A 25,121-nucleotide genomic window follows, 5' to 3' on the forward strand; every position below is an offset into this window, starting at 1 on the left:
CCGCAGGTTTTAAGCGCCTGGGAGATCGAGCGCCGCCCGCGCGGCGCTCGATCTCACAGGCGCTGAAAATCTTGCGGCAGACACTCAGAACCCCCCGAAATAAAAAGCCACAAAAACCAGGAAAACCCGGCACAAAGGGTCAATACTGGCCAATGGCTGTAAAGCTTCCATGAAGAAGCCTTTACCTACTGAACTTCCTTACGAAAACCCGCTCTTATGCCGGTAGCCATTGGTGATGGCCGCCTGATAAGCTCGCGGCTTTACCCTGATTGCCCTTATGGCGCATGAACAAGGAAATAGCATGAAACAGCATCGTCTGGCGGCTGCGGTTGCCCTGGTAGGCCTGGTACTGGCTGGCTGTGATCAACAAGCCAGCAGCCCCGAGCTGAAGACTCCGGCACAGAAAGCCTCCTACGGTATCGGCCTGAACATGGGCAAGAGCCTGGCTCAGGAAGGCATGGAAGACCTTGATTCGAAAGCGGTCGCCCTCGGCATCGAAGACGCTGTCGGCAAGAAGGAGCAACGCATCAAGGACGAAGAGCTGGTAGAAGCCTTCACCGCGCTGCAGAAGCGCGCCGAAGAGCGCCTGGCCAAGGCTAGCGAAGAAGCCGCCAGCGCCGGCAAGAAATTCCTCGAAGAAAACGCCAAGAAGCCTGGCGTGGTCACCACCGCCTCGGGACTGCAGTACGAAGTCGTGAAGAAGGCCGACGGCCCGCAGCCGAAGCCGACCGACGTAGTCACCGTTCACTACGAAGGCAAGCTGATCGATGGCAAGGTGTTCGACAGCTCGGTCGAGCGCGGCAGCCCGATCGACCTGCCAGTCAGCGGTGTGATCCCGGGCTGGGTCGAAGGCCTGCAGCTGATGCACGTTGGCGAGAAGTACAAGCTGTTCATCCCGGCTGAGCTGGCCTACGGCGCCCAGAGCCCGAGCCCGCTGATCCCGGCCAACTCGGTTCTGGTGTTCGACCTGGAACTGATCGCCATCAAGGACCCGGCCCAGCTGCAGGGTGGCGAAGCGCCGGAAGCTGAAGCCCCGGCCGAAGCACCTGCCAAATAATAACGGCTGGTACCTGCACAACGCCCCGTCCTGACGGGGCGTTGTCGTTTGTGGGGAATGATTCGGCGAACCTCATGCGGCTGTCACTGTCCGAGCAAGAGCAGTGTGAAGAAGCTGCAAGCGTCCTGACGCAAATCGTTTGCGCAACTGAAACGACTGTGTAAAAAACGCCCGATCTGACCGGGGCCCTTGCCTTGTGGGCGCCTGCCGTCACAAACTTCGCCCTGTTCACAAGGTTATCCACAATAATTGTGGATAACCTTTCCCCGCTGGAGGCTCCATGAGCGCACCTTGGAATTTCGCCCGTTTCCTGCCCCTGGCCGAGCGCCTGCTCAGCCGTGGCCGGTTGCCGGCCTTGCTGTTCGCAGTGGCCCGCAAAGGCCCGCGCATCGGTCAGTTGCGCGACGACGTCAAGCTGCTGCAGTCGCTGTGTCTGGCCTGGTGGCGCGGTGAGTACCGTGCCATCAGCCCAAAGGCACTGGTGACCATCGTCGCCGGCTTGCTGTACTTCGTCAGCCCCATCGACGCCATCCCCGACTGGATTCTGGGCGTCGGTTTTCTCGATGACATCGCCGTGCTCGGCTGGGTGCTGAAGACCGTGGCCGATGAGCTGGCGCGTTTCAAGGCCTGGCGCGACAGCCAGGCGCCTGAGCGCCTGCGGGTGGTCGAACGCCTGCCCGATACCCCCGAAGCGCTGCGCCTGGAGCGCAATACGCACTGAAATCGAGCAAGTCCCCACAGACTCCCGCGCTTGGTAATATAATTGGCATAAGCGTTATGCCTACGGATTACATGCGGTAATCCTTACGTAAGGGGGTTGTAATGGGTATTCAGGTCATTAGCCGGGACGGTCAGCCCGAGTACGCCGTCGTGCCCTGGGAGCAGTATCAGGCGCTGCTCAAGGCAGCCGGGCAGGCACCGGCCGAGGTGGTTGCCGAATCAGCGCAACAGGATGCTCCTGCAGCCAGTCTGCCCGCGTTCAGTGAAGTGGCACAGCTGCGCCAGGCCAAAGGCATCGCTCCTGACCAGTTGGCGCGTAATGTCGGGGTGAGCCCGGCTTACCTGGCCATGATCGAATCGGGCGAGCGCCAGCCGGATGCTGCGATCCGCCGTGCCCTGGCATGGCACCTGGGGGTGGCCGGCTGGAGCGAACCGTCATGAGCCAGGTCAGGATCAGCCGACAGCATTGGCAAAACCTGCTGGACGAGCTTGACCTGGCCCGTCGTCAACGCCACCTGCTCACCTACCGTGCGCTGATCGAGCGCCTGCAGCTGCCCAGCCCGGCCATGCAGACCCTCACCGCTGCGCTGGAGTACCTGGCGGTGCTCGACGCCCGTGCCGAGCAGCCGCTGCGCAGTTCGCTGGTCATCAGCCAGGGGGCCAGCCGTTTGCCGCGCACCGGCTTTTTCGAATGCGTGGAGCGCCTGGGGCGCTTCTCCGGGCCGGTGGATGGCATGGAGGCGGCTTCCTGGCATGCCTCCGAGGTTGTCAGGGTGTTCGAGTACAGCTATCCCGAAACAGCCTGATGCGATTCTTGTAGGAGCGGCCTTGTGTCGCGAAAGGGCTGCGCAGCAGCCCCAGCAGTAGGCGCATTGACGCTGAAACCCTGGGGCTGCTGCGCAGCCTTTTCGCGACTTAAGGCCGCTCCTACAGGCAGCGCATTCCTGTGAATCGATCCACAAGGCCTGCCGTTGGCGTCTATCACTTCCAATGTGTGGAGGTGCTGGTCCCGCTCAAATAGTTCCAATAGCTGGCCAAGCGTGGCATCGAGCCGTACCGTTGGTTGTTCAGCCAACGGTACGCTTGTCAGCGCTGGCAACTGCCGACTCTCCCGAACCCCCAGCTCCTGCGGCCGCCCCAGCAAGTATCCCTGCACCAGGTCCACGCCCATCTCGGTCAATACCGCCAGCTCTTCCGCCAGCTCGATGCCTTCGGCTATCACCTGCGCCTTCGACGCCCGGGCTATCTGCAGGATGGAGCCGACGAACTCGCGCTTGAGCGGGTCGCGGTGGATGCCATCGATGAAGTGGCGGTCGATCTTCACGTACTCGGGACGCAGCTCCGACCATAGGCGCAGGCTCGAATAGCCCGCGCCGAGATCGTCCAAGGCGATGGAAAAGCCCATGTCGCGATAGTGGTGCAAGGCATTGGACAGCAGCTGGAAATCGTCGGTAGGCGTGTGTTCGGTCAGTTCGATCACTACCCGGCTGGGTGCCAGCCCCACTTGCTCGAGCAACTTGAGAGTGCGCCCGGAAGGGTAGTGCGGTTCCAGCAGCGATTCAGGTGAGATGTTGAGAAACAGTTTGCCGTCGAGCCCCTGCTCGCTGAAGCGCCGGCACGCACTTTCCCGGCACGCGGCTTCCAGCTCGGTCAGGTGACCGGACTGACGGGCGATGGTGAACAGGTTCAATGGCGAATGCAGCGGGCTGTTGGACGGGCCGCGGCTCAAGGCTTCATGGCCGAAGACACGCCGTTCGCTGAGGCAGACGATCGGCTGGAACAGGCTGTGAATGCTGCGCTGAGCCAGAATTGCGCTCAAGGCAGTGAGCTGTTCGGCGACGGTCATGACGGTATCCTGAAAATGAAAGGGCCGGGCATTTGCATGTCCGGCCCCTCTATTTCACGACAGTGCGATGACTGTTTGATGACGGGTCACATTAATTTGCCATCATCGGTCGGGTTACTTCTTGGCCACCGTGCTGCTTTCCCGGAGATAGTCGATCAGAATGCGACCGGTCTCGGCCAGGTAGGCGTCGTCTTCCGGCTTGGTCTTGTCATCCTCGTCCGGCAGGGCGTCCTCGTCGACTTTCTTCAGCTCCTTGAGTGGCTCCTCGCCCTTGGCCTTGCGACGGATATTCTCCATCGCCAGTTGCTTGGCTTCGACGTCATCGTGGCGGGCACGGCGCTCCTGCTCGTTGAGGCTGACGGTCTTCTCGTCCATCAACTTCTGGGTCAGGGCCAGGCGATCACGGATGTAGGTGAACTCGGCATCCTTGGCGCTGCGTGCGTCATGCTTGGCCTTGAGGTCGGCCAGGAACGGCTTGAACGGGTCGACTGCCGGCTTCACCACCGGGCGGATGGTGTCCCACGGCATGGCCTCAGGCAGGGCGCTTTCGCCGATTTCCTTGGTGTCGATGATCGACGGGTAGTCGATGTCTGGCAACACGCCCTGGTGCTGGGTGCTCTGCCCGGAAACCCGGTAGAACTTCGCCAGGGTCAGCTTCAGCTCGCCATGGTTGAGGGGCTGGATAGTCTGCACGGTGCCTTTGCCGAAGGTCTGGCCACCGATGATCAGGGCACGGTGATAGTCCTGCATGGCACCAGCGAAGATCTCCGAGGCCGAGGCCGAGAGGCGGTTGACCAGCAGCGCCATCGGGCCTTTGTAGAAGGCGCCCGGGTTTTCGTCTTCGAGCACGTCGACACGCCCGTCGCTGTTGCGTACCAGCACGGTCGGGCCTTTCTCGATGAACAGGCTGGTCAGCTCGGTAGCTTCCTGCAGCGAGCCGCCGCCGTTGTTGCGCAGGTCGATGACCACGCCGTCGACTTTTTCCTTCTGCAGTTCGGTGAGCAGTTTCTTCACGTCGCGCGTGGTGCTCTTGTAGTCTGGGTCACCGGCACGGTAGGCCTTGAAGTCCAGGTAGAAGGCCGGGATCTCGATGATGCCGAGCTTGTAGTCACGCCCGTCCTGCTTGAGCTTGAGCACCGATTTCTTCGCTGCCTGCTCTTCGAGCTTCACGGCTTCGCGGGTGATCGAGACGATCTTGCTGGTCTGGTCGCTTGGTGCATTGGTGGCCGGGATGACCTCCAGGCGCACCACCGAGCCTTTCGGGCCACGGATCAGCTTGACCACTTCGTCCAGGCGCCAGCCAACCACGTCGACCATTTCCTTGTTGCCCTGGGCGACGCCGATGATCTTGTCCGCCGGTGCCACCTGCTTGGTTTTGGCGGCCGGGCCTGCCGGTACCAGGCGCACGATCTTGACCTGGTCGTTGTCGCTCTGCAGCACCGCACCGATGCCTTCGAGCGACAGGCTCATGTTGATGTCGAAGTTCTCGGCGTTGTCCGGCGACAGGTAGTTGGTGTGCGGGTCGTAGGACTGGGCGAAGGTATTGATGTAGGCCTGGAAGATGTCCTCGGCACGGGTCTGGTCCAGGCGCGCCAGCTGGTTCTTGTAGCGCTTGGTCAAGGTTTCCTGGATCTGCTTCGGCTCTTTGCCGGCGATTTTCTGGCGCAGCACCTCGTCCTTGACGCGCTTGCGCCACAGGTCGTCAAGCGCGGCCTGGTCCTTCTCCCACGGAGCATCCTTGCGGTCGATCAGCAAAGTTTCGTGGGTGGTGAAGTCCATCTTGTCGACACCCTTGGCCAGTTCGGCCAGGGCGAAGTCCAGGCGCTGCTTGACGCGGTCGAGGTAGCGCTTGTAGATGGTGAAGCCGGGGTCGAGGTTGCCGCTCTTGAGGAAATCGTCGAACTGCGTCTTCCACTTGTCGAATTCGGCGATGTCGGCTGCGGTGAAGTAGCTGCGGGCCGGGTCGAGCAGCTTGATGTAGCTGTCGTAGATGATCACCGAGCGGGCGTCATCGAGCGGAGGCTTGCTGTAATGGTGACGCTTGAGCAGCTCCACCACGTTGAGGCTGGCGACGATTTCGTCGCGGTCCGGCTGCAGGCTGTCCCACTTGTTGGCGGCCGCCGCATTGCCGCCGAGCGTGAGGCTACCCAGGCCAACCATGAGGGCCAGGGCGGTGCTTGGGAGGAAATGCTTCATGCTGATTCGACGTGGAGGCAATTGATCACGCATAGTAGGCCGTCTTTTCCGTTCGCCGGTTCCATCGGAGCCGGACAAATACTGCAAAAAGCCTGGGGAGCGCGCTCCTCAGGCTCAGTCTGTGATTCAACTATGGAGGCACTGTGAAGGCATTGCAAGGCGTTGACGGACATGTGGCCTGGGTCGAGGCCGAACGCCCCGCCTGTGACGCGGGGCAAGTGCGCATTCGAGTGGCCGCTGCGGGGCTGAACCGCGCCGATCTGCTGCAGATGAAGGGCCTGTATCCACCGCCGCCAGGCGCCAGCCCGTACATGGGCCTGGAGTGCGCCGGGGTCATCGAGGAAGTCGGTGCCGGCGCTGACTGGCGCGTGGGTGACCGCGTCTGCGCACTGCTGGCCAGCGGTGCCATGGCCGAGGAAGTGGTGGTCGATGCCCGCCATGTGTTGCCGGTGCCTGAGGGCCTGAGCCTGCACGAAGCGGCGGCGCTGCCAGAGGTGTATGCCACGGCGTGGCTGAACATCTTCCAGCTGGGCAAGGTGAAGGCCGGTGAAAAGGTGCTGGTGCATGCTGGCGCCAGTGGCGTGGGCTCGGCGGCGATCCAGCTGTGCAAGGCGTTTGGCAGCCCGGTATGGGTCAGTGTCGGTTCCCAGGACCGCCTGGACTACTGTGAGGCGCTGGGCGCTGCGGGTGGTGTGGTGCGTAACCAGAACCTCGACGCGTTGGAAGGCCTTGGGCCGTTCGACGTGATCCTGGACCCGGTGGGTGCCAGCTACGGCGAGCTGAACCTCAAGCTGCTGGCCCGTGACGGGCGTTGGGTGATCATCGGCCTGATGGGCGGGCGCAAGTTCGAGCTGGACCTGGCGCAGGTGCTGGGCAAGCGTCTGGAGATCACCGGCTCGACCCTGCGCAACCGCGATGATGGCTTCAAGGCTGAGTTGCTGCGCGAGCTGCAGCAGCAGGTGTGGCCGCTGTTTGGCGAAGGGCGGCTGTCGCCGCAACTGGTCGATACCTACCCGGTGGAGTTTGCCCAGGCGGCGTATGCCGAGCTTGAGAGCAACCAGGTGTCCGGCAAGCTGGTGATGGTCATCGACCCGAGCCTGGCGTAAGCAGGCCTGGCCATTTCGCGGGTAAACCCGCTCCCACAAGGATCATCACAGCTTTGAAAACCGTGCGATCCCTGTGGGAGCGGGTTCACCCGCGAAGAGGCCGGTACAGCCCACGGAGAGCTTCAGCTCCAGTTCAGGATCGGCCAGCCATTGATCTCGGCATGCTCGCGCAGCACCGCATCCGGGTTCACCACATGCGGATGATCCACCTTCAACAGCAGCGGCAGGTCATTGCGCGAATCTGAATAGAAACTCGCCCCCTCCAGATTCTCCTGCTCCTGGTCCAGCCATTCCAGCAACCGGGTGATCTTGCCCTCGCGGTAGGTCAGCACCCCATGGGTCTTGCCGGTATAGACCCCGTTCACCGCTTCCAGCTCGATCGCCAGGTACTCATCCACCCCCAGTCGCGCCGCAATCGGCCCCACCAGGTGCGTGCCGGAGGCGGAAATGATCAGGATCCGGTCACCGCGCTGGCGATGCTCGGCAATGCAGCGGCAGGCGTCGCCGTAGATGATCGGCTCGATCACCTCCTCGACCCACGGCTCCACCAGATGCTCGACTTCCTCCAGCGTGCGCCCGGCAATCGGCTCCAGGCTGAAGGCCATGTAATCCTCCATCTGCAGATGGCCCTTGCCGTAGGCCTCCATCAGTTCATGGTCGCGGCGCAGGAACTCCTTGCCATCGACCCAGCCCAGCCGGGCCATCTGTTCACTCCACAGCGACGCGCAGTCGCCGTGGATCAGGGTTTCGTCCAGATCGAAAATTGCCAGTGCCATCTTGCTGATTCTCCTTAGGCTACTTCGCGCAGCGCCGTGGGGTCGATCGACAGGGAAACCCGCTGGCCGTCGGCATGCAGGTCTTCGGGCGAACGGTTGAGCACATCGACCACCAGTTCCACCTCACGCACTTTTACGCGGTAGCGGATGACGTTGCCAAGCAGGCTGTGACTGCGCACCTCGGCGTCCAGTTCACCGTTGACGCCCAGGGTGATCGACTCTGGGCGGATCGCCAGGCGGCCGGTCACCGGGCGTTGCAGCAGGCGGCTGGCGCTGTCGGCGTCGAGCAGGTTGTAGTTGCCGATGAAACCGGCGGCGAACAGGTCCACCGGCTCTGTGTAGAGGGTTTCGGCATCGCCGCTCTGGACGATGCGCCCCTGGTTCATCAGGAAGATGCGGTCGGACATCGTCAGCGCCTCCTCCTGGTCGTGGGTGACGAAAATGGTGGTCAGCCCCAGTTCGCGCTGAATAGCGCGGATCTGCTCACGCAGGTGCTTGCGAATGCGCGCATCCAGCGCCGACAGCGGCTCGTCGAGCAGCAGCAGGCGCGGGCGGGTGACCAGCGAACGGGCCAGCGCCACGCGCTGGCACTGGCCGCCGGACAGCTGGTGCGGGTAGCGCCCGGCGAAGTTGCCCAGCTCCACCAGGTCCAATGCTTCACGCACACGCTGCTGGCTTTCATCGGCCTTGACCTTCTGCATGCGCAGGCCGAAGGCAACGTTCTGCTCCACGGTCATGTTGGGGAACAGCGCATAGCTCTGGAAAACCATGCCGATGCCACGCTTCTGCGGGCTTACCGGCACGATGTCGTGGCCGTCGAGAAAGATCTTGCCACCGTCCACCGGGGTCAGGCCGGCGATGCAGCGCAGCAGGGTGGACTTGCCGCAACCGGACGGGCCGAGCAGGGTGACGAACTCGCCGCGTTCGATCTGGCAGTCGATGTGCTCGAACACCGGGCTGCCGGCATAGCTTTTTTGCAGGTTCTGTACGCTGACGAAGCTCATGTCAGGTTTTGTCCTTGTTCAGGCGGTTGGCGACCCAGGTCATCACCAGCACGAAGGCGAAATACGAGATCACCAGCGCGCTGTTGAAGTGGCCACTGCTGTTGCGCATGTTGTTCAGGTAAACCTGGAGGGTCTCGTAGCGGGTGCCGACCAGCAGGTTGGCGAACACGAACTCACCAAACAGGAACGAGAACGACAGCAGCAGCGCCACCATCAGGCCCTTGCGCAGGTTCGGTAGCACCACCAGCAGGGCGGCCTGCCAGGTGCTGGCACCGAGCAGCTGGGCGGCGTCCATCAGGTCGCGCAGGTTGATCGCCTGGAGGTTGTTGGTGATCGCCCGGTACATGAACGGCAAGGCGATGGTGAAGTAGCAGCCGATCAGGATCCACGGCGTGCCGACCATCGCCATCGGGCCGCTGCCATAGAGCTGCAGCAGGCCCACGGACGACACTACCGGCGGTACCGCGAACGGCAGCAGGATGAGAATGTTCATCAGGGCGTCGAGTTTCGGGAAGTGGTAGTGCACCACGAACAGCAGCGGCAGGATCAGCACCACCGACAGCAGCAGCGCGCCCACGCACACCAGCAGCGATTGGCCGAACGCGGCCAGAAAGCGTGGTTCGCTCCACAGCTCGATGTACCACTTGAAGGTCAGGCCGCTGGGCAGCAGGCTCGCCGACCAGCTGGTGGCCAGCGAGTAGAGCAGGGTCCCGGCCAGTGGCAGCAGCAGGATCAGGAACAGCAGGTACACCACCAGCCGATGGTAGAGCCCGGCGGAGGTTTTTTCAGCGCGCATGGTAGCTCCTCTTGAGCAGCCATTGATGGACCACCGTGACCAGTGTCATCAGCCCCACCAGCACCATCGCCAGGGCGCTGGCCAGGTTTGGGTCGAGGCTGATGTCGCCGGCCACCAGCCCAGCGATGCGAATCGGCAGCACGTTGAAGTTGCCGGTGGTCAGCGCATACACGGTGGCATAGGCGCCGAGGGCGTTGGCCAGCAGGATGACGAAGGTGCCGAGCAGCGCCGGGGTCAGCACCGGCAGGCCGATATGCCGCCAGAACTGCCACTGGCTGGCGCCAAGCAGGGCGGCCGACTCGCGCCAGTCTTCGCGCAGGGCGTCGAAGGCGGGGTAGAGCAGCAGCACGCCGAGCGGGATCTGGAAGTAGGTGTAAACCAGGATCAGGCCGCTCTTGGAGTAGATGCTGAAGTCCTCCAGCAGGCCGATCTGTTTCAGCAGCAGGGTCAGCGCGCCGTTGAAACCGAGCAGGATGATGAAGGCGAAGGCCAGCGGCACCCCGGCGAAGTTGCTGGTCATGTTGGCGAAGGCGCTGACGAAGTCGCGCAGCTTCGAGTCGACCTGGCGCAGCGAATAGGCGCCGAGGGTGGCGATGACGATGCCGAACAGGCTCGACCAGAAGCTGATCTCCAGGCTGCGTTGCAGCGCCTGCAGGTAGAACTTGGAGGCGAACACCTTGCTGAAGTTGTCCAAGCCCCAGCCGGCTTCCGATTGCAGGCTGTTGATGGTCACCCAGGCCAGCGGAGCAATCTGGAAGATCACGAAGAACACGGCGAACGGCAGCAGGCAGAGCAGGGCCAGGTAGCGGCCACGGTTGCCGGCCTTCACTTGAGCAGCTCCCGGCACACGGTCTTGTCATGCGCGGCGCCGAGCAGCTCGCAGATAGTTCCGCACAGTTCGGTCTGCAGCGGTTTGGCGGCCGGGTCGAGGCTGAAGGCGTCGCCGAACACGAACAGCGGCACCTCGCGCTCTTCGGCCAGCAAGCCGTTGTGCGAGCGGTCGTTGTTCATGCCGTGGTCGGCGGTGACCAGCACCTGATAGCCCTCTTCCAGCCAGCCCGGCAGGTAGTCGGACAACAGGATGTCGGCACTGCGAGCGGCATTGCGGTACTGGCTGCTGTCCAGGCCATGGCGGTGGCCTATATCGTCGATGCTCATCGGGTGCACCAGAAGGAAATTCGGCGCATGGCGGCGACGCAGGTATTCGCCGTCGGCGAGCAAGTGCGAATCAGGGTAGCGATCATCCCAGTAGAACAGTCCGTGCTGGATCGGCAGCTTTGGCGCGTGGGTGTGGCGGTCGCGCTGTGGGTCGAAGGGTGAGCGGTTGTACAGTTCGCTCATCCAGTGATAGGCCGCCGCCGCGGTGCCCAGGTTGGCCTCGCGGGCGTAGTGGAACACGCTGCGCTGGTTGGACAGGCGGTTGACGTTGTTGTGCACGATGCCGCTATCGATCGGCGCCACGCCGGTGAGGATGCACTCGTACAGCGGCCGCGACAGCGACGGCAGTTCGCATTCCATACGGTACAGCGCGGCGCGGTCGGCCTCGACGTAGGCGTGCAAGTGGCCCATGGCGTGGTGGGCGACCTGGTAGTTGAGGCCGTCGAGCAGGACCAGGATGACGTTGTGTTGCATGATTGCTCCAGTCTTTAACCGCGTTGGCTTCTTCGCAGGCAAGCCCGCTCCCACAAGGGCTGCGCGAGCCGTGAGGTGTGCGCCGTACCTGTAGGAGCGGGCGTGCCCGCGAAAGGGCCGGATCAGGCACTACAAAAGCTAGTCCTTTATTCCATCTCGATGATCACTTGCTCCTGCCACTTCTGCGGGAGTGCCTTGGAGGTCGCTTCCCAGGCCGCGGCATCCTTGATCGGTTGTGCCGCCTTGTACTGCTCGTTCGGCAGCAGCTTGGCCTGCACATCCTCCGGCAGCTTCAGGTGCTCGGCACGGATCGGCCGCGCATGCCCCTTGGCCAGGTTGATCTGCCCGGCGTCACTGAAGATGTACTCACGCGTCAATTTGGCCGCGTTCGGGTGCTTGGCGTACTTGTTGATGATGGTGGTATAGCCGGAGATCACCGTACCGTCCGACGGGATCAGCACTTCGAAGCGCTTGGGGTCGATCTGCTCGCGGTAGCTCAGGCCATTGAAGTCCCACACCACACCGACCTCGACCTCGCCCTTCTCGATGGTCTGGATGGTCGGGTTGGCCAGCGACAGGCGCTTCTGCTGGGCCAGCTTGGTGAACAGTTGCAGGCCAGGCTCGATGTTCTTCTCGTCACCTTTGTAGGCGATGGCTGCGGCCAGCACGCCATTGGCAGCCTGGGCGGCGGTACTGACGTCACCAATGGCGACCTTGTACTTGCCTTTTTCCAGGTCATGCCAGGTTTTCGGGCGATCGCCTTCCTTGACCAGGTCCTTGTTGATGATGAAGGCAATGGTGCCGGTATAGGCCAGCGCCCAGTGGCCGTCCTGGTCCTTGGCCCACTCAGGTACCTGGTCCCAGGTGCTTGGCTTGTACGGCTGGGTCACGCCCTTGTTGGCAGCGATCGGGCCGAAGGCGGCACCAACGTCGCCGATGTCGGCACTGGCGTTGTCCTTCTCGGCTTCGAACTTGGCGACTTCCTGGGCCGAACTCATGTCGGTGTCGCTGTGCTTGAGGCCGTATTTGCTCGCCAGATCCTCCCACGTGCCTTTCCAGTTGGCCCAGGCATCGGGCATGCCCACGCTGTTGACGTTGCCTTCCTTGCGGGCGGCGTCTTCCAGGGCCTTGAGGTCGGGGCCGGCGGCCATCGCCGAGGTGCACAGGGTAATGGCCGAGCCGAGCAGTGACGCCATGAACAACTTTTTCATCCGAAGCTCCTTGGGTGGGTGCCTTTAGCGATCGTTGTTATGAATGAAGCTGTTTTGCTGAACGTTGGTCTAGGTCAGCAAAGCTTGAGCCAAGGTAGGCCGCTTGCGTGACAGTTTGATGTAGGGAAGGGCTTGCAAAGGCCTTGAAGCTACAGCGTAGACCACCCGATCACCCCGGCTCTGCTGGCTTGGCGCGTTTCTGGCAGTGATTGACCAAAGCCTTTGTCACAGGATGTTCATCAGCCCTCCCTAGGCTTGCACTATTCTCCAGAGGCCCTGTCATGGGGCTGGACTAGTCCAGATAGGTAACCTTTTGATGCAGTCGACGCCACCGCGCGCGGTAACAGCCATCTGCCATGCCCTGCAGGAGCAGATCGAGCACGGCTTGCTGGCGCCGGGCGGAAAATTGCCGGCCGAACGCAAGCTCAGCGAGGTGTTTGCCACCACGCGCATCACCCTGCGCGAAGCACTGGTGCAGCTGGAAGCCCAAGGGCTGATCTACCGCGAAGAACGGCGCGGCTGGTTCGTCGCACCGCAGCGCCTGACCTACGACCTGATCGAGCGTAGCCACTTTCATGCGATGGTGCGGGACCAGGGGCGGGAGGCCAGCACCGAGCTGCTCTCGGCGCGCCTGCAGCCGGCGTCGGCAGCCATCTGTGCACGGCTGCAACTACCGGCGCTGTCCAGCGTGGTGCGGATCTGCCGGTTGCGGCGCATCGATGGGCGGGCGGTGCTGTATGCCGAGCACTACCTCAACCCGAAGTATTTTCCCGGCATCCTTGAACAGGACCTGGCGCAGTCGCTGACCGAGATCTACGGGCGGGTGTATGGCATCGAGTACGGGCAGGTGTGCTTCGAGATCCTGCCGACCGCCTTGCCGGTGGAAGCGGCGGGTGCGCTGAAGGTCTCGGCCGGCAGCCCAGGCCTGCATATCACCCGGGTCAACAGCGACCAGCATGGGCATCTGATCGACTGTGACCTGGAATATTGGCGGCACGATGCCATTCGCATCCGCGCGCAGGCGGGCTAGCACCCTATCTGGAAGCCCCGCTCTCTGTCGCGCCACCGCCGCCGGCAGTCACCACCTGCACCGACAGCCGCGGCGTGGCCAAGTCCAGCCCGGCTTCATCAAGCTGGCGCTTCAATGCCAGGTTGAATGCCCGCGACACTTCCCACTGCTTGATGGGTGCGGTCTTGAACCGTGCCCGCAGGATCGCCGAGCCTGACTCGAAACTCTCCACCCCCTGCAATTCCAGCGGCGACCAGATGTTGCGGCGCATCAGCGGGTCATTGCGCAGCTTTTGCCCCACTTCGCGGATCAGCGTGATCGCCTGGTCGATGTTCATGCTGTGTGGGATGGCCACACGGAAGATCGCGTAGCCGAACTCACGGGAGTAGTTCTTGATGCTCTTGATCTCGCTGAACGGGATGGTGTGCACGATGCCGTCGATGTCACGCAGGCGCACGGTACGGATGGTCAGGCCTTCGACCGTGCCCAGGTGGCCGCCGACATCGACGTAGTCGTCGATCGCCAGCGAGTCTTCGATGATGATGAACAGGCCGGTGATCAGGTCGGCCACCAGCGACTGTGCGCCAAAACCGATGGCCAGGCCGATCACACCGGCACCGGCCAGCAGCGGCGTGACGTTCATGCCCATGTTGGCCAGGGCGACGATCACCGCAATGATGAAGATCACCACGAACAGCACGTTGCGGATCAGCGGCATCATGGTCTGCGCGCGGGCGTTGGCCAGGCCCCGGCGCGACCGCACCAGGGCATGGTGCACCGCCGTGTCGGCGAGGATCCACACCAGCCAGGCGACAATCAGCGTGCCGGCCAGGCCCAGCAGGCGCACGCTCACTTCATGGCCGTCGCCCTCGGCGAAGCCGATCATCGACAGGCCCCACACGCGCAGCCCCAGCTCGATGAACACCAGCCAGATGAACAGGTGTACCAGCAGGTAGCCGAAGTTGCGCAGGCGCTCGGCGTACACCGCCTGGCGCTTGCTGGCGCGTTTGGGGTTGGCGGCGTGGCGGCGCACCAGGCCGTTGAGCACCATGCACACCACCACCAGCACGGTGCACATCAGTGACTGGCGCAGAGCGGTGCTGGTGTCACCGGCGGAAATGAAGGTGGCGAACAGCGAGACCGCCACCAGGATCAGCGCCGGCACGAACCAGAAGCTGCCGAGGATCTCGATGGTGTCGCTCAGGGTGCGCCGGGTCAGGCGCCGGGCCAGGGGCTGGTTGCGGATCAGGTGGGCGATCGGCCGACGGAAGCGCAGGATGAACAGGCCAGACGACAGCGCCGCGATGACATTGGCCAGGGTCGCCAGGGCATGGGCCAAGTGGGTGCCCAGGGCGACCAGCATGCGAGGGTCGCTCATGGCCTCGCCAAAGGCGGCGAAGCTGCCGATCAGCCACAGCGGGCGGAAGGCCTGGTGGCGCAGGATATGCAGGGCTCGGTGGCGATGGGGGCCGTCGAGCAGCGAGAAAGCGATCACGCAGATGGCCGAGAAGCAGGTGCCGACCACCAGTGCATAGGCCAGCACCATGGCCAGTGATTTGCCCAGCGACGGGGGCAGGGCGAAGCTCAGGTACACGGTGAAGATCAGTGCCACCAGCCACGGCCCCAGCTTGCGCAGGGCAAAGCGCACCAGGTCCCAGGTACGGGGGTGTTGCGGCAGTTCCTCGGTCAGGCCGAAACGCACCCGCACGCGGTGGCCGACCCAGTTGAAGGCATAGGCCAGCAGGCTCCACACCGCGATGACCGCGGCAAAGCCGAAGAGGATGGCCGGCCACTGATGTACCGGCACGATCAGCTCGGTGAGTTCGGCCTGGGCCTGTTCGATTTCCTGCGACCAGCGGTAGAACGGGCTGGAGTCACCGCTGAACTGCTTTTCGAAGTCGTTGAGGGCGCCGCCGATCAGGCCCAGGACTCCCTGTTCGACGGTGGGTTGCGATTGCTTGGTGGCGTCGCGCAGCTTCTTCAGGTCGGCCAGCAGCTTGGCGCGTTGCTGGTCGTTTTCGAGGTTCTTGATCACCTCGTCCAGGGATTTGCCCAGTGGTTCGGTGGCTTCGGGCTGGGCGGGGGCGCTGGAGCCCAGCAGGCTGGGCAAGCCCGCCGCCTGGACTGGGGAAATGAAGATGAACAGCAGCAGGGCTAGGCAACGCAGAAAGGCTGGCACCGGGAAATCTACCTCAGGTCAAACGATTGACCGAGTGTAGAGGTTTATGTCGGCAGTTTCTCCAGGATCGTCCAGCAGGTGAGGCCAAAGATGCCCAGCGTGCCAACCCACATCATTACCACGCCGATGTTGCGCTCGCGCAGGCTGAAGCCGATGGTCAGCAGCATCAGGAACAGGAACACCGGCACGAACAGTGAGAGGAAGGGGGACATGGGCAGCGGTCCTTCTGCATTAGGGGCCATACAACAAGCATAGCGGGTTGGGCAGAAGGGGGATTGATCTCAGGCAGGATTTGGCCTGAGGAATTCTGGGGCTGCTGTGCAGCCCTTTCGCGACACAAGGCCGCTCCTACAGGGGGTATGCGATTCCTGTAGGAGCGGCCTTGCCGGGGCGCCGGACCGGTCGGAATGGGGTGCGCAGCGCCCCCAGGATGTCAGGGCAGTTCGCGGCTGCGGTAGAAGGCGCTCAGCACCTTCACCAGGTGCGCCAGGTCATGGCTGCCGCACAGCTCGCGGATCGAATGCATGGCAAAGGTCGGCAAGCCGATATCCACCGTGCGCACCCCCAGGTTGCTGGCCGCAATCGGCCCGATGGTCGAACCACAGCCCATGTCGCTGCGCACCACGAAGCTCTGCACCGGCACTTCCTCGGCCATGCACAGGTGGCGGAAGAATCCGGCGGTTTCGCTGTTGGTGGCGTAGCGCTGGTTGTTGTTGACCTTGATCACCGGCCCGGCGTTGAGCTTGGGCCCGTGGTTGCCGTCGTGTTTGTCGGCGTAGTTGGGGTGTACGCCGTGGGCGTTGTCGGCCGAGACCATCAGCGAACGCTGGATGGTGCGCACGTAGGCGTCGCCGTCCGGCAGCAGGCGTTGCAGGGTCTGTTCGAGCATCGGGCCGTCGGCGCCGCAGGCTGAGCAGCTGCCGACTTCCTCATGGTCGTTGCACACCAGCACGCAGGTCTCGTCGCTGTCGGCGCTCAGCAGCGCCTGCAGGCCGGCATAGCACGACAGCAGGTTGTCCAGGCGGGCGCCGGCGATGAAGTCGCCGTTCAGGCCGATCAGCGCAGCGTCCTGGGTGTCGTAGAAACTCAGCTCGTAATCCAACACCACGTCGGCGTTGAGGTCGTGCTCGCGGGCCAGCTGCTCGGTGAGCACGGCACGGAAGTCGATGCGCTCGTCACCGGCCACCTGGGCCAGCACCGGCGGCAGCTCGTTCTGCGGGTTGATCTGCCAGCCTTCGTTGGCGGTGCGGTTCAGGTGGATCGCCAGGTTGGGGATGATCGCGATCGGCAGCTTGAAATCGATCAGTTGGCTTTCTACCTTGCCGTCACGGCGGAAGGTGACGCGCCCGGCCAGCGACAGGTCGCGGTCGAACCACGGCGCCAGCAGCGCGCCGCCGTACACTTCCACACCCAGTTGCAGGAAGCCCTGGCGCTGCAGCTCGGGCTGCGGCTTGACCCGTAGGCACGGGCTGTCGGTGTGGGCGCCGACCATGCGGATGCCGTTCAGCAGCGGCGGCTGCTTGCCCAGCTTGATGGCGATGATCGAGGAGTCGTTGCGGGTAACGTAGTAGCGGCCACCGGGCACCGTGGCCCAGCTGTCACGCTCGTCCAGGCGCTGGTAGCCGGCCGCCTCCAGGCGCTGGGCCAGGCTGGCGGTGGCATGGAAGGGCGTCGGGGAGGCCTTGAGGAATTCGATCAGGCCGGTATTCAGTGCTTCGCGCATAACTCACTCCAGACAGCAGTGGCGCGAGTTTAGCGCAGATACCTTCAGAAGGGGGCAGGGCACTCGAACTTCAAGCGCTCCCCGGAAACCGGGTGGGTGAAGCTCAGCATAGAGGCATGCAGGCACAGCCGCTCATGGGCCGCCAGCGCCTCAGGGTTGGCATACAGGCGGTCGCCCAGCAACGGATGGCCGATCGACAGCATGTGCACGCGCAACTGGTGCGAGCGCCCGGTGATCGGTGTCAGCTCGACCCGGCAGTGGTCCCCGCAACGCTCGACGATGCGCCAGAAGGTCAGCGCATGCTTGCCCTGCTCATGGTCCACCACGTGCCGAGGCTTGGTCGGTGGATCGTAGCGCAAGGGCAGGTCGATGCTGCCGCTGTCCAGCGCCGGTTGGCCCCAGCACAACGCGGTGTAGGCCTTTTCGGTCTCGCGGTCGTGGAACTGGCGCGACAGTTCGCGGTGGCTATCGGCATCGCGAGCCAGCAGGATGATGCCGGAGGTTTCCCAGTCCAGGCGGTGCACGATCAGCGCGTCCGGATAGCCGTTTTCCTGCAGGCGGGTGATCAGGCAGTCCTTGTTGTCCTCGGCACGGCCGGGCACCGACAGCAGCAGGGTCGGTTTGTTGATCACCAGGATGGCGGCGTCTTCATGGAGGATCTGGATGTTCGACAGCGGCATTGCAGGTCTCATTCGTAATCGGTGCAAACTGCTGGGGCCGCTTTGCGGCCCATTCGCGACACAAGGCCGCTCCTACAGGAATCGCGTAACCCTGTAGGAGCGGCCTTGTGTCGCGAATGGGCTGCAAAGCAGCCCCAGCTTTTAGCCAGATCAGCGATCAGGCAAGGTGATGTTCAGTTCCAGAATCGAGCAGCTGCCCTGGTTTTCCAGCTCGATATGCACATCATCGTTGCCGATGTTCACATACTTGCGGATCACTTCCAGCAGTTCTTTCTGCAGTTCCGGCAGGTAGTCCGGCTCGCTGCGCTGGCCGCGCTCATGCGCCACGATGATCTGTAGACGCTCTTTCGCTACCGACGCACTGGTCTGTTTCTGCCTGCCACGAAAGAAGTCAAAAAGGTTCATGGTTTATTTGCTCCCGAAAATGCGCTCGAAGAATCCCTTCTTCTGTACATCGATGAAGCGCATCGGCTTCTCTTTGCCCAGCAGGCGGTCGACCGCGTCGCTGTAGGCCTGGCCGGCATCGCTCTGGTCGTCGAGGATGACCGGGATACCCTGGTTGGAGGCCTTGAGCACGGCTTGCGACTCAGGGATCACGCCTTTGAGCTTGATCGACAGGATTTCTTCGACGTCGGCGACGCTGAGCATTTCGCCCTTCACCACGCGCTCGGGATGGTAGCGGGTGATCAGCAGGTGTTCCTTGATCGGCTCTTCGCCGTTCTCGGAGCGGCGCGACTTGCTCGACAGGATGCCCAGCATGCGGTCCGAGTCACGAACCGAGGACACTTCAGGGTTGGTCACGACGATGGCTTCGTCGGCAAAGTACATCGCCAGGTGCGCGCCTTTCTCGATACCCGCCGGGGAATCACAGATGACGTACTCGAACTGTTCTTTCAAGTCCATCAGCACCTTTTCCACGCCTTCCTGGGTCAGCGCGTCCTTGTCGCGGGTCTGGCTGGCGGCCAGCACGAACAGGTTCTCGAGGCGCTTGTCCTTGATCAGGGCCTGCTGCAGGTTGGCTTCGCCGTTGACCACGTTGACGAAGTCGTACACCACGCGGCGTTCGCAGCCCATGATCAGGTCGAGGTTACGCAGGCCCACGTCGAAGTCGACGATGACAGTCTTGTGGCCGCGCAGTGCGAGGCCGGTGCCGATGGCGGCGCTGGTGGTGGTCTTGCCCACACCCCCCTTGCCGGAAGTAACGACGAGAATCTTGGCCAAGGTGTTTCACCCCTAAATAAGTCGGGACTCGTGTCCCAGCAAAATGCAAAAAAACGGCAACAGATAAAAAAGTTGCTCTAAAAATGACGGCAAGTATCCGTTAAAGACGGGTGATGTTCAACACGTCACCGGACAGGCTGACTTGCACGCCGGCCCCCCATAGCGGGTCGCGGCGCAGGTCTTCGCACACCTTGTACTGGCCGGCGATCGAGACCATTTCGGCGGTCATCTGCTGGCAGAAGATACGTGCCTTGGTATTGCCTTTGATCCCGGCCAGGGCGCGGCCGCGCATGGCGCCGTACACATGGATGTTGCCATCGGCGAGAAGTTCCGCACCCGGGCTGACTGAAGCGGTAACGATCAGGTCGCCACCCTGGGCATAGATCTGCTGGCCGCCGCGCACGGGGGAGGTGATGATGCGGGTAGGGCGCACCTCTGGCTCGGCTGGCGCTGGAACCGGGGCCGGCTCAGGCACGGGCTCGACCTTCTTCACCTCGGGTTCGGGCTCCAGCGGCCGCTCGCGGGCGCCGGACGGCGGCAGCACCGGCAGGTCGATGGCGATCGCCGCGGCGATGTCCTCGATGCGGTTGGCACGGATCGCCAGGGTTCGCAGGCCATGGTGGCGGCAAATACGCATCAGCCCAGGCAGGTCGATCGCCCCTTCGTCGGCCGGCAGCTTGTCCAGCGCCAGCACCAGCGGCGTGTTGCTGAAGAAATTCGGAGCCTGGGCCACTTTCGCCGCCAGTTGGCGGTCGAGGGCTTCCAGGTCGTTACGCCCCAGTTCCAGCACAGTGATGGCGAGCATGCTGCCCTTGAGCTGGAACACGGAGGCGGTGTCGGGTGTGTGGTTTGGGCTCATGGTCTGCATAGACGGCTTGTTGCGAAAAAAGTGCCCTGACTTATAGCGATAAGACCGGTTGGCCGCAACCGGTGCCGATCCGTTGTAGAATGCTCGGCCTTTGTCTTGCCGGAAGCTTCAATGGAACGCCCGCGTTTTCGACCCTATTTCCTCCACCCGCGATTCTGGGGCCTTTGGCTGGGCCTGGGCCTGCTGTGGCTGGTGGTGCAGTTGCCCTACCGTGCCCTGCTGTGGCTCGGCGGTGCCCTGGGCGTGCTGATGTACCACGTGGCCGGTGAGCGCCGGCGCATTGCTGCGCGCAACCTCGAGCTGTGCTTCCCGGAACTGTCCGACGACGAACGGCGGCGTCTGCTCAAGGCCAACTTCGCCTCCACCGGCATCGCCTTCTTTGAAATGGCCATGAGCTGGTGGTGGCCCAAGGCCCGTCTGGCGCGCCTGGCCCACATCGAAGGCCTCGAGCACCTGCAGGCGGCGCAGCAGGCCGGGCAGGGCGCCATTCTGATGGCGGTGCACTTCACCACCCTGGAAATCGGCGCCGCGTTGCTTGGCCAGGCACATACCATCGACGGTATGTACCGCGAGCACGGCAACCCGCTGTTCGATTTCATCCAGCGCAGTGGTCGTGAGCGGCACAACCTCGATTCGCTGGCCGTGGAGCGTGATGACGTGCGTGGCATGCTCAAGCTGCTGCGCTCGGGCCGGGCGATCTGGTACGCACCGGACCAGGACTACGGTGCCAAGCAGAGCATCTTCGTGCCGTTGTTCGGTATTCCGGCGGCCACGGTCACCGCGACCACCAAGTTCGCCCGCCTGGGCAAGGCGCAGGTGATTCCGTTCACCCAGAAGCGCCTGGAGGACGGCAGCGGCTATCGTCTGGTGATTCACCCGCCGCTGGAGAACTTCCCAGGTGAGAGCGAAGAAGCGGATTGCCTGCGTATCAACCAGTGGGTCGAGGGTGTACTGCGCGAGTGCCCGGAACAGTACCTGTGGGCGCACCGGCGCTTCAAGTCGCGGCCTGAGGGTGCGCCACGGCTGTACGATAAGAAAAAACGCTGATCCAGGAAGGAATCCATGGCGCCACCCCCGGTAACCGGTCTCATCCTTTCTGGCGGCGGCGCCCGCGCCGCCTATCAGGTCGGCGTCCTCGCCGGCATCGCCGAACTGCTGCCGCCCGGCGCGCACAACCCGTTCCCGGTCATCGTCGGCACCTCGGCCGGTGCCATCAACGCTGTAACCCTGGCCAGTGGCGCCACTCGCTTCAACGACGCCGTGCAGCGCCTCACCACGTTCTGGCAGAACTTCCGCAGCCGCCTGGTCATCCGCAGCGACTGGCCCGGCGTGGTTCGCCAGGCCAGCCGCTTCGTCGGCCACAACCTGCTGGGCCTGGGCGGCCAGGTGCCAGTTGCCTTGCTCGACAGCAGCCCCTTGCGTGGCCTGTTGCAGTCGCACCTGGACCTGGATGGCATTGGCCATTCCATCGCCGCCGAGCAACTGCGAGCAGTTGCCGTGACCGCATTCGGCTATGAAAGCGGCCAGGCAGTGACCTTCTACCAAGGCCGCGGCACCATTGATGCCTGGCTGCGCCACCGCCGCATCGGTGTGCCGACGCCGTTGACAATCGATCACCTGCTGGCCAGCGCCGCTATCCCGCTGCTGTTCGCCCCGGTGCGCCTGGGCGACGAGTACTACGGTGACGGGGCGGTGCGCCAGTCGGCGCCGATCAGCCCGGCCCTGCACCTGGGGGCCAGCCGCGTGCTGGTGGTCGGGGTCAGTGGCAACCCGCAGCGCCCGGCGGCGCCACTGCCGACCCAACGTGTGTTCAGCGGCCAGCAGCCGAGCCTGGCGCAGATCGGCGGTCACATGCTCAACAGCACCTTCATCGACAGCCTCGAGGACGATATCGAGTTGCTGCAGCGGCTCAACCACCTCAGCCGGCTGTTGCCGGCGCACCTGGATGCACGGCGCCTGGGGCTGGCGCCGATCGAGGTGCTGGTGGTAGCGCCCAGCCAACCGCTGGACGAGATTGCGGCGCGGCACCGGCGCGAGTTGCCGGCGGCATTGCGCCTGTTCCTGCGCGGTCCGGGGGCAACCCGGACCAGCGGGGCAGGGGTGTTGAGCTATCTGCTGTTCGAGGCCAGCTACTGCAGCGAGCTGATCGAACTGGGGCGGCGCGATGCCCTGGCCAAGAAGCGCGAGCTGTGCCAGTTCCTGGGGATTTGATGTTGCCTGTACTGGCCTCTTCGCGGCTAAAGCCGCTCCCACAGGTACTGTGCAGGTCTCAGGCCTGAGGTGATCCCTGTGGGAGCGGCTTCAGCCGCGAAGAGGCCAGGCCTGCTTACTCGGCTATCTGCAACTTGCGCGCCTGGGTATACACGTACCGCACCTTTTCATACTCGAACGGCGAGTTGAGCTGCCCATAGCGGAATTTGGTGGTGTAGCGCTTGTCCACCACACGCAAGGCGAAGATCTCCGGGTGATTTTCGCTGGCCTCGGCCACGTTCAGGTAGTTGACCGCCTGCTCGCCGGCATAGTCCACCACCAGCCCGGTGGTGTCACGCAGGTTCGACGGGCCGAGCACCGGCAGCATCAGGTACGGTCCTTCCGGCACGCCATAGAAGCCCAGGGTCTGGCCAAAGTCCTCGCTCTGGCGCGGCAGCCCCATGCTGGTGGCCGGGTCCCACAAGCCCCCCACGCCGATGATGGTGTTGAACATCAGCCGCGCGGTGATCTCCGCCGACCGCTTGGCCTTGAGCTGCAGCACGCTGTTGAACAGGTTCGGCACGTCACCCAGGTTGTTGAAGAAGTTGCTCACCCCGGTGCGCACGAAGCTTGGCGTGACGTACTGGTAGCCGCTGACCAGTGGCAGCAGCACCCATTGGTCCAGGCGGTAGTTGAAGTGGTAGATGCGCCGGTTCATCGATTCCAGCGGGTCGTACACGTTCAGTGCTTCCAGGGTCGAGCGTTCGAACTCGCGTTGGTCGAGCCCGGGGTTGAATTTCAGTTCGCGCAGCGGGTCGATGAAGCCGTCGGCCTCCGGTGTCAGCGGCGCCTGGGTGACTTGCGGGTCGGCTTCGACCACGCTGGCCCGTGGCGCGGTTTCTGCAGCCAGGGCATTGCCGGCGACGACGAGCAGCGCGGTGGCGAGGAGGAGTTGGTTAGCCACGGAAGAACTCCAGCATGGCGTCGCTGTTGACGCGGTAATTGAGGTTGCCGCAATGGCCGCCATGGGGGTAAAGGGTCAGCCGGTCGCCGAACACCTTGCGAAGGAAACCAATATCGCCAGGGCCGAGGATGACGTCGTCAGCGTTGTGCATCACGGCGATCTTGTCGCTCTTGTGCAGGTAGTCCTCCAGGGCATACAGGCTGACCTGGTTGACCAGTTGCAGGATGCTGTTGCCATCGGTGCGGGCGCGCCACATCGGGATCACCTGCTCGGTCATGTAGCAGTCGAAGTCGCACTGCAGGGCCCGCTTGAAGAACGGCGTCAGGCTGCTGCCCTCGGTGATCGGGAACTTCGGCGGAATGATCAGGCCGCGGCGGTTGATCAGGTCGGAGGTGAAGGCGATGTCGGCCGCCGAGAAGCGGAACGAGGTGCCGATGAGCATGGCCATCTGTTCGTTGGACAGGTGCTGTTTCGACTGCTGGAAGTCGTACAGCAACGCGTCGTTGAGGTCGATGTAGCCCTTGTCCTGGAAGTAGCGGGTGAGCTTCTCGAGCATCAGCTCATAGAAGGTGGTGCTGCGGTCGATGCCCTTGACCTGAGTCTGCACCAGCTTGTCGAGGTTGTTGATCGAGGTGTACAGGTTGACCGGCGGATTGAGCAGCAGTACGCGCTTGAAGTTGAAGCTGCGACGGGTTTCGTCGAGGTGGCTGACGAAGGCGGCGTCCAGCGCGCCCAGGCTGTAGCCGGTGAGGTAGTACTCGCTGACCGGCAGGCGTGGGTGCTGGGCACGCACGGCCTGCATCACCCGGTACATGTCTTCGGCGTCTTCCTGGCTGACCCCGGGAGTGGCGAAGCGCGAGGCGGCGCTCATGAAGTCGTAGCTGGTCGGTGACGACAGCTGCACCACGTGGAAACCGGCCTGGTAGAACAGCTTCTTGAGGTATTCGTTGATGCTGCTGGAGTAGGGCGCACCGGTACCCGCGATGAGGAAGATCAGCGGCGCTTCGTGGTCCTGGCGTGCCAGGCGGTACTTGAGCTTTTTTACTGCCCAGAAGTTGTCGGGCAGGGTGAACTCGCGCTCGGGGCGCAGGTTCAGGCTGTAGTCGGACTGGTTGATCTCATCGTCGCTGGGCAGCGTCGGGCGCTGCTCTGGCGGCGTGGTGGCGATGGTCGCCTCGAACGGGTTGGTCAAGGGGTAGCCGTAGCTTGCGGCGTCGATATCCCGCGCAGATGCGGCCGCAGCCATGAGCAGGCCGCCAAGAAGGGCGGCGAGGCGCCAAGATCGAAGCATGTATTCCCCCAGAAAGATCAAGGTCGAGCAGTACGCAGGCTAGGACCACGGTTGCCTGGGCAAAGTTGCCGAGTGCGGTGGCCTTTGGTGTGCTTGTTATCTGCAACATAGCTGCAGGGTTGTCATTTTGCCTTACAACAAGGCTTGGGCGATCATGGATGATTTCGATTACCGCTATTGGAGAATGGGATGTCTCGATCGCTGCCGACCGCTCTGTTGCTGATGTTTCTGGCCCTATGGCTGGCGGCCAGTTATGGCGTGCGCTATGGCTTGATGGAAGACGGACAGTGGGTCGGGCTGTGCGTGGAGCCAGGCGACCACTGGCAGTGCCAAATACGCGCATGGTTGGGGTTGGGTATTCACTTTCAGGTGATGGCCTGGGCCGGGTTGGCGCTGGCGTTGCTTGCCCAGGTCATTGCCGGTCGTGGAGGTTGGTGGCTGGCGGTGTTGGCGCTGGTCTTCGGTATCCCGGCGCTGGTGCTGTACACCGCCAGCATCGCGGTGTTCGTGGTGGTGCTGGCGGGGTTGCGGCTGGCCCGGCAACCCGCAGCATGAAAGGCTACGCGGTCTGTGTAGGAGCGGCCTTGTGTCGCGAAAGGGCCGCGCAGCGGCCCCAGCAATTTCTCTTGCGATGCTGAGATCCTGGGGCCGC

Annotated in this window: 26 protein-coding genes; 9 read left to right on the forward strand and 17 right to left on the reverse strand. The window is 63.3% G+C overall.

Annotated elements, in window-relative coordinates; all coding sequences use genetic code 11:
- Nucleotides 1-301 precede the first annotated feature (301 nt).
- The 4 genes from ACLEJU_RS27350 (at nucleotide 302) to ACLEJU_RS27365 (ending at nucleotide 2,583) form a co-directional block, all read left to right on the forward strand.
- On the forward strand, nucleotides 302-1,057 hold the full coding sequence (locus ACLEJU_RS27350) for an FKBP-type peptidyl-prolyl cis-trans isomerase (RefSeq protein WP_027918134.1): 756 nt from the start codon (nucleotides 302-304) through the stop codon (nucleotides 1,055-1,057).
- Between the two features lie 280 nt (nucleotides 1,058-1,337).
- On the forward strand, nucleotides 1,338-1,778 hold the full coding sequence (locus tag ACLEJU_RS27355; RefSeq protein ID WP_054886433.1) for a YkvA family protein: 441 nt from the start codon (nucleotides 1,338-1,340) through the stop codon (nucleotides 1,776-1,778).
- Nucleotides 1,779-1,879: 101 nt separating this feature from the next.
- Complete coding sequence (locus ACLEJU_RS27360; protein ID WP_435425255.1) at nucleotides 1,880-2,218, forward strand: helix-turn-helix domain-containing protein; 339 nt, start codon at nucleotides 1,880-1,882, stop codon at nucleotides 2,216-2,218.
- Nucleotides 2,215-2,583, forward strand: a complete 369-nt coding sequence (locus tag ACLEJU_RS27365; RefSeq protein WP_027918137.1) for a hypothetical protein — start codon at nucleotides 2,215-2,217, stop codon at nucleotides 2,581-2,583. The genes ACLEJU_RS27360 and ACLEJU_RS27365 overlap by 4 nt, the downstream gene beginning before the upstream one ends.
- On the opposite strand, the gene ACLEJU_RS27370 is transcribed toward ACLEJU_RS27365, so the two are convergent.
- Together ACLEJU_RS27370 and ACLEJU_RS27375 are read right to left on the reverse strand one after the other, a co-directional pair.
- Nucleotides 2,565-3,623 carry an EAL domain-containing protein gene (locus ACLEJU_RS27370; RefSeq protein ID WP_435425256.1) on the reverse strand — a complete coding sequence of 353 codons (1,059 nt, stop codon included), beginning with the start codon at nucleotides 3,621-3,623 and terminating at the stop codon, nucleotides 2,565-2,567. The two genes, ACLEJU_RS27365 and ACLEJU_RS27370, sit on opposite strands and share 19 nt — an antisense overlap.
- Nucleotides 3,624-3,737: 114 nt before the next feature.
- Nucleotides 3,738-5,819, reverse strand: coding sequence for a carboxy terminal-processing peptidase (locus ACLEJU_RS27375; RefSeq protein WP_435425257.1), 2,082 nt, complete (start codon nucleotides 5,817-5,819; stop codon nucleotides 3,738-3,740).
- A gap of 143 nt (nucleotides 5,820-5,962) precedes the next feature.
- Here ACLEJU_RS27375 and ACLEJU_RS27380 point away from each other — a divergent pair, with 143 nt between their 5' ends.
- Complete coding sequence (locus ACLEJU_RS27380) at nucleotides 5,963-6,925, forward strand: NAD(P)H-quinone oxidoreductase (RefSeq protein WP_435425258.1); 963 nt, start codon at nucleotides 5,963-5,965, stop codon at nucleotides 6,923-6,925.
- A gap of 122 nt (nucleotides 6,926-7,047) precedes the next feature.
- On the opposite strand, the gene ACLEJU_RS27385 is transcribed toward ACLEJU_RS27380, so the two are convergent.
- The 6 genes from ACLEJU_RS27385 to ACLEJU_RS27410 all read right to left on the reverse strand — a co-directional run bounded on the left by ACLEJU_RS27385 (nucleotide 7,048) and on the right by ACLEJU_RS27410 (nucleotide 12,344).
- Complete coding sequence (locus ACLEJU_RS27385) at nucleotides 7,048-7,701, reverse strand: HAD family hydrolase (RefSeq protein WP_435425259.1); 654 nt, start codon at nucleotides 7,699-7,701, stop codon at nucleotides 7,048-7,050.
- A gap of 14 nt (nucleotides 7,702-7,715) precedes the next feature.
- Entirely contained in the window at nucleotides 7,716-8,705 is a 990-nt protein-coding gene (locus ACLEJU_RS27390) for an ABC transporter ATP-binding protein (protein ID WP_435425260.1), read from the reverse strand.
- Between the two features lies 1 nt (nucleotide 8,706).
- Nucleotides 8,707-9,501 carry an ABC transporter permease gene (locus ACLEJU_RS27395; protein WP_435425261.1) on the reverse strand — a complete coding sequence of 265 codons (795 nt, stop codon included), beginning with the start codon at nucleotides 9,499-9,501 and terminating at the stop codon, nucleotides 8,707-8,709.
- On the reverse strand, nucleotides 9,491-10,330 hold the full coding sequence (locus ACLEJU_RS27400) for an ABC transporter permease (RefSeq protein WP_435425262.1): 840 nt from the start codon (nucleotides 10,328-10,330) through the stop codon (nucleotides 9,491-9,493). The genes ACLEJU_RS27395 and ACLEJU_RS27400 overlap by 11 nt, the downstream gene beginning before the upstream one ends.
- Entirely contained in the window at nucleotides 10,327-11,133 is an 807-nt protein-coding gene (locus ACLEJU_RS27405) for an alkaline phosphatase family protein (RefSeq protein ID WP_294338891.1), read from the reverse strand. The genes ACLEJU_RS27400 and ACLEJU_RS27405 overlap by 4 nt, the downstream gene beginning before the upstream one ends.
- Nucleotides 11,134-11,279: 146 nt before the next feature.
- Nucleotides 11,280-12,344: an ABC transporter substrate-binding protein gene (locus ACLEJU_RS27410; protein WP_435425263.1), complete on the reverse strand. Its 1,065-nt coding sequence runs from the start codon at nucleotides 12,342-12,344 to the stop codon at nucleotides 11,280-11,282.
- Between the two features lie 316 nt (nucleotides 12,345-12,660).
- Between ACLEJU_RS27410 and ACLEJU_RS27415 the strand changes: the two genes are divergently transcribed.
- Entirely contained in the window at nucleotides 12,661-13,374 is a 714-nt protein-coding gene (locus ACLEJU_RS27415) for a UTRA domain-containing protein (RefSeq protein WP_435425264.1), read from the forward strand.
- Nucleotides 13,375-13,378: 4 nt separating this feature from the next.
- On the opposite strand, the gene ACLEJU_RS27420 is transcribed toward ACLEJU_RS27415, so the two are convergent.
- The 7 genes from ACLEJU_RS27420 to minC all read right to left on the reverse strand — a co-directional run bounded on the left by ACLEJU_RS27420 (nucleotide 13,379) and on the right by minC (nucleotide 20,024).
- The gene (locus ACLEJU_RS27420) at nucleotides 13,379-15,532 is read right to left on the reverse strand and encodes a mechanosensitive ion channel family protein (RefSeq protein WP_435425265.1); all 2,154 of its coding nucleotides are present in this window, start codon (nucleotides 15,530-15,532) and stop codon (nucleotides 13,379-13,381) included.
- Between the two features lie 44 nt (nucleotides 15,533-15,576).
- Nucleotides 15,577-15,744, reverse strand: a complete 168-nt coding sequence (locus ACLEJU_RS27425; RefSeq protein WP_435425266.1) for a hypothetical protein — start codon at nucleotides 15,742-15,744, stop codon at nucleotides 15,577-15,579.
- 221 nt (nucleotides 15,745-15,965) lie between these two features.
- Nucleotides 15,966-17,255 (reverse strand): M18 family aminopeptidase, encoded by a 1,290-nt coding sequence (locus ACLEJU_RS27430; RefSeq protein ID WP_435425267.1) that lies wholly within the window; start codon nucleotides 17,253-17,255, stop codon nucleotides 15,966-15,968.
- Between the two features lie 44 nt (nucleotides 17,256-17,299).
- On the reverse strand, nucleotides 17,300-17,935 hold the full coding sequence (locus ACLEJU_RS27435) for an RluA family pseudouridine synthase (RefSeq protein ID WP_019472567.1): 636 nt from the start codon (nucleotides 17,933-17,935) through the stop codon (nucleotides 17,300-17,302).
- 150 nt (nucleotides 17,936-18,085) lie between these two features.
- Nucleotides 18,086-18,340, reverse strand: coding sequence for a cell division topological specificity factor MinE (gene minE / locus ACLEJU_RS27440; RefSeq protein WP_009682849.1), 255 nt, complete (start codon nucleotides 18,338-18,340; stop codon nucleotides 18,086-18,088).
- 3 nt (nucleotides 18,341-18,343) lie between these two features.
- Nucleotides 18,344-19,156 carry a septum site-determining protein MinD gene (gene minD, locus ACLEJU_RS27445; RefSeq protein WP_027918150.1) on the reverse strand — a complete coding sequence of 271 codons (813 nt, stop codon included), beginning with the start codon at nucleotides 19,154-19,156 and terminating at the stop codon, nucleotides 18,344-18,346.
- 100 nt (nucleotides 19,157-19,256) lie between these two features.
- Nucleotides 19,257-20,024 carry a septum site-determining protein MinC gene (gene minC, locus ACLEJU_RS27450; RefSeq protein ID WP_435425599.1) on the reverse strand — a complete coding sequence of 256 codons (768 nt, stop codon included), beginning with the start codon at nucleotides 20,022-20,024 and terminating at the stop codon, nucleotides 19,257-19,259.
- Nucleotides 20,025-20,135: 111 nt separating this feature from the next.
- Here minC and ACLEJU_RS27455 point away from each other — a divergent pair, with 111 nt between their 5' ends.
- Together ACLEJU_RS27455 and ACLEJU_RS27460 are read left to right on the forward strand one after the other, a co-directional pair.
- Nucleotides 20,136-21,071 (forward strand): lipid A biosynthesis lauroyl acyltransferase, encoded by a 936-nt coding sequence (locus ACLEJU_RS27455; protein WP_435425600.1) that lies wholly within the window; start codon nucleotides 20,136-20,138, stop codon nucleotides 21,069-21,071.
- A gap of 15 nt (nucleotides 21,072-21,086) precedes the next feature.
- Nucleotides 21,087-22,235, forward strand: a complete 1,149-nt coding sequence (locus ACLEJU_RS27460; RefSeq protein WP_435425601.1) for a patatin-like phospholipase family protein — start codon at nucleotides 21,087-21,089, stop codon at nucleotides 22,233-22,235.
- Between the two features lie 115 nt (nucleotides 22,236-22,350).
- Here the strand turns inward: ACLEJU_RS27460 and ACLEJU_RS27465 are convergent, their stop codons facing one another.
- Both ACLEJU_RS27465 and ACLEJU_RS27470 read right to left on the reverse strand, forming a co-directional pair.
- Nucleotides 22,351-23,094: an MlaA family lipoprotein gene (locus ACLEJU_RS27465; protein ID WP_435425604.1), complete on the reverse strand. Its 744-nt coding sequence runs from the start codon at nucleotides 23,092-23,094 to the stop codon at nucleotides 22,351-22,353.
- A 76-nt stretch (nucleotides 23,095-23,170) separates the two neighbouring features.
- Nucleotides 23,171-24,469, reverse strand: coding sequence for a serine/threonine protein kinase (locus ACLEJU_RS27470; protein ID WP_435425602.1), 1,299 nt, complete (start codon nucleotides 24,467-24,469; stop codon nucleotides 23,171-23,173).
- A 189-nt stretch (nucleotides 24,470-24,658) separates the two neighbouring features.
- Here ACLEJU_RS27470 and ACLEJU_RS27475 point away from each other — a divergent pair, with 189 nt between their 5' ends.
- Nucleotides 24,659-25,024, forward strand: coding sequence for a hypothetical protein (locus tag ACLEJU_RS27475; RefSeq protein WP_435425603.1), 366 nt, complete (start codon nucleotides 24,659-24,661; stop codon nucleotides 25,022-25,024).
- Nucleotides 25,025-25,121 lie beyond the last annotated feature (97 nt).

The sequence above is a fragment of the Pseudomonas sp. SMN11 genome (genome assembly GCF_052041945.1).
In the GTDB taxonomy this organism is placed as follows: Bacteria; Pseudomonadota; Gammaproteobacteria; order Pseudomonadales; family Pseudomonadaceae; genus Aquipseudomonas.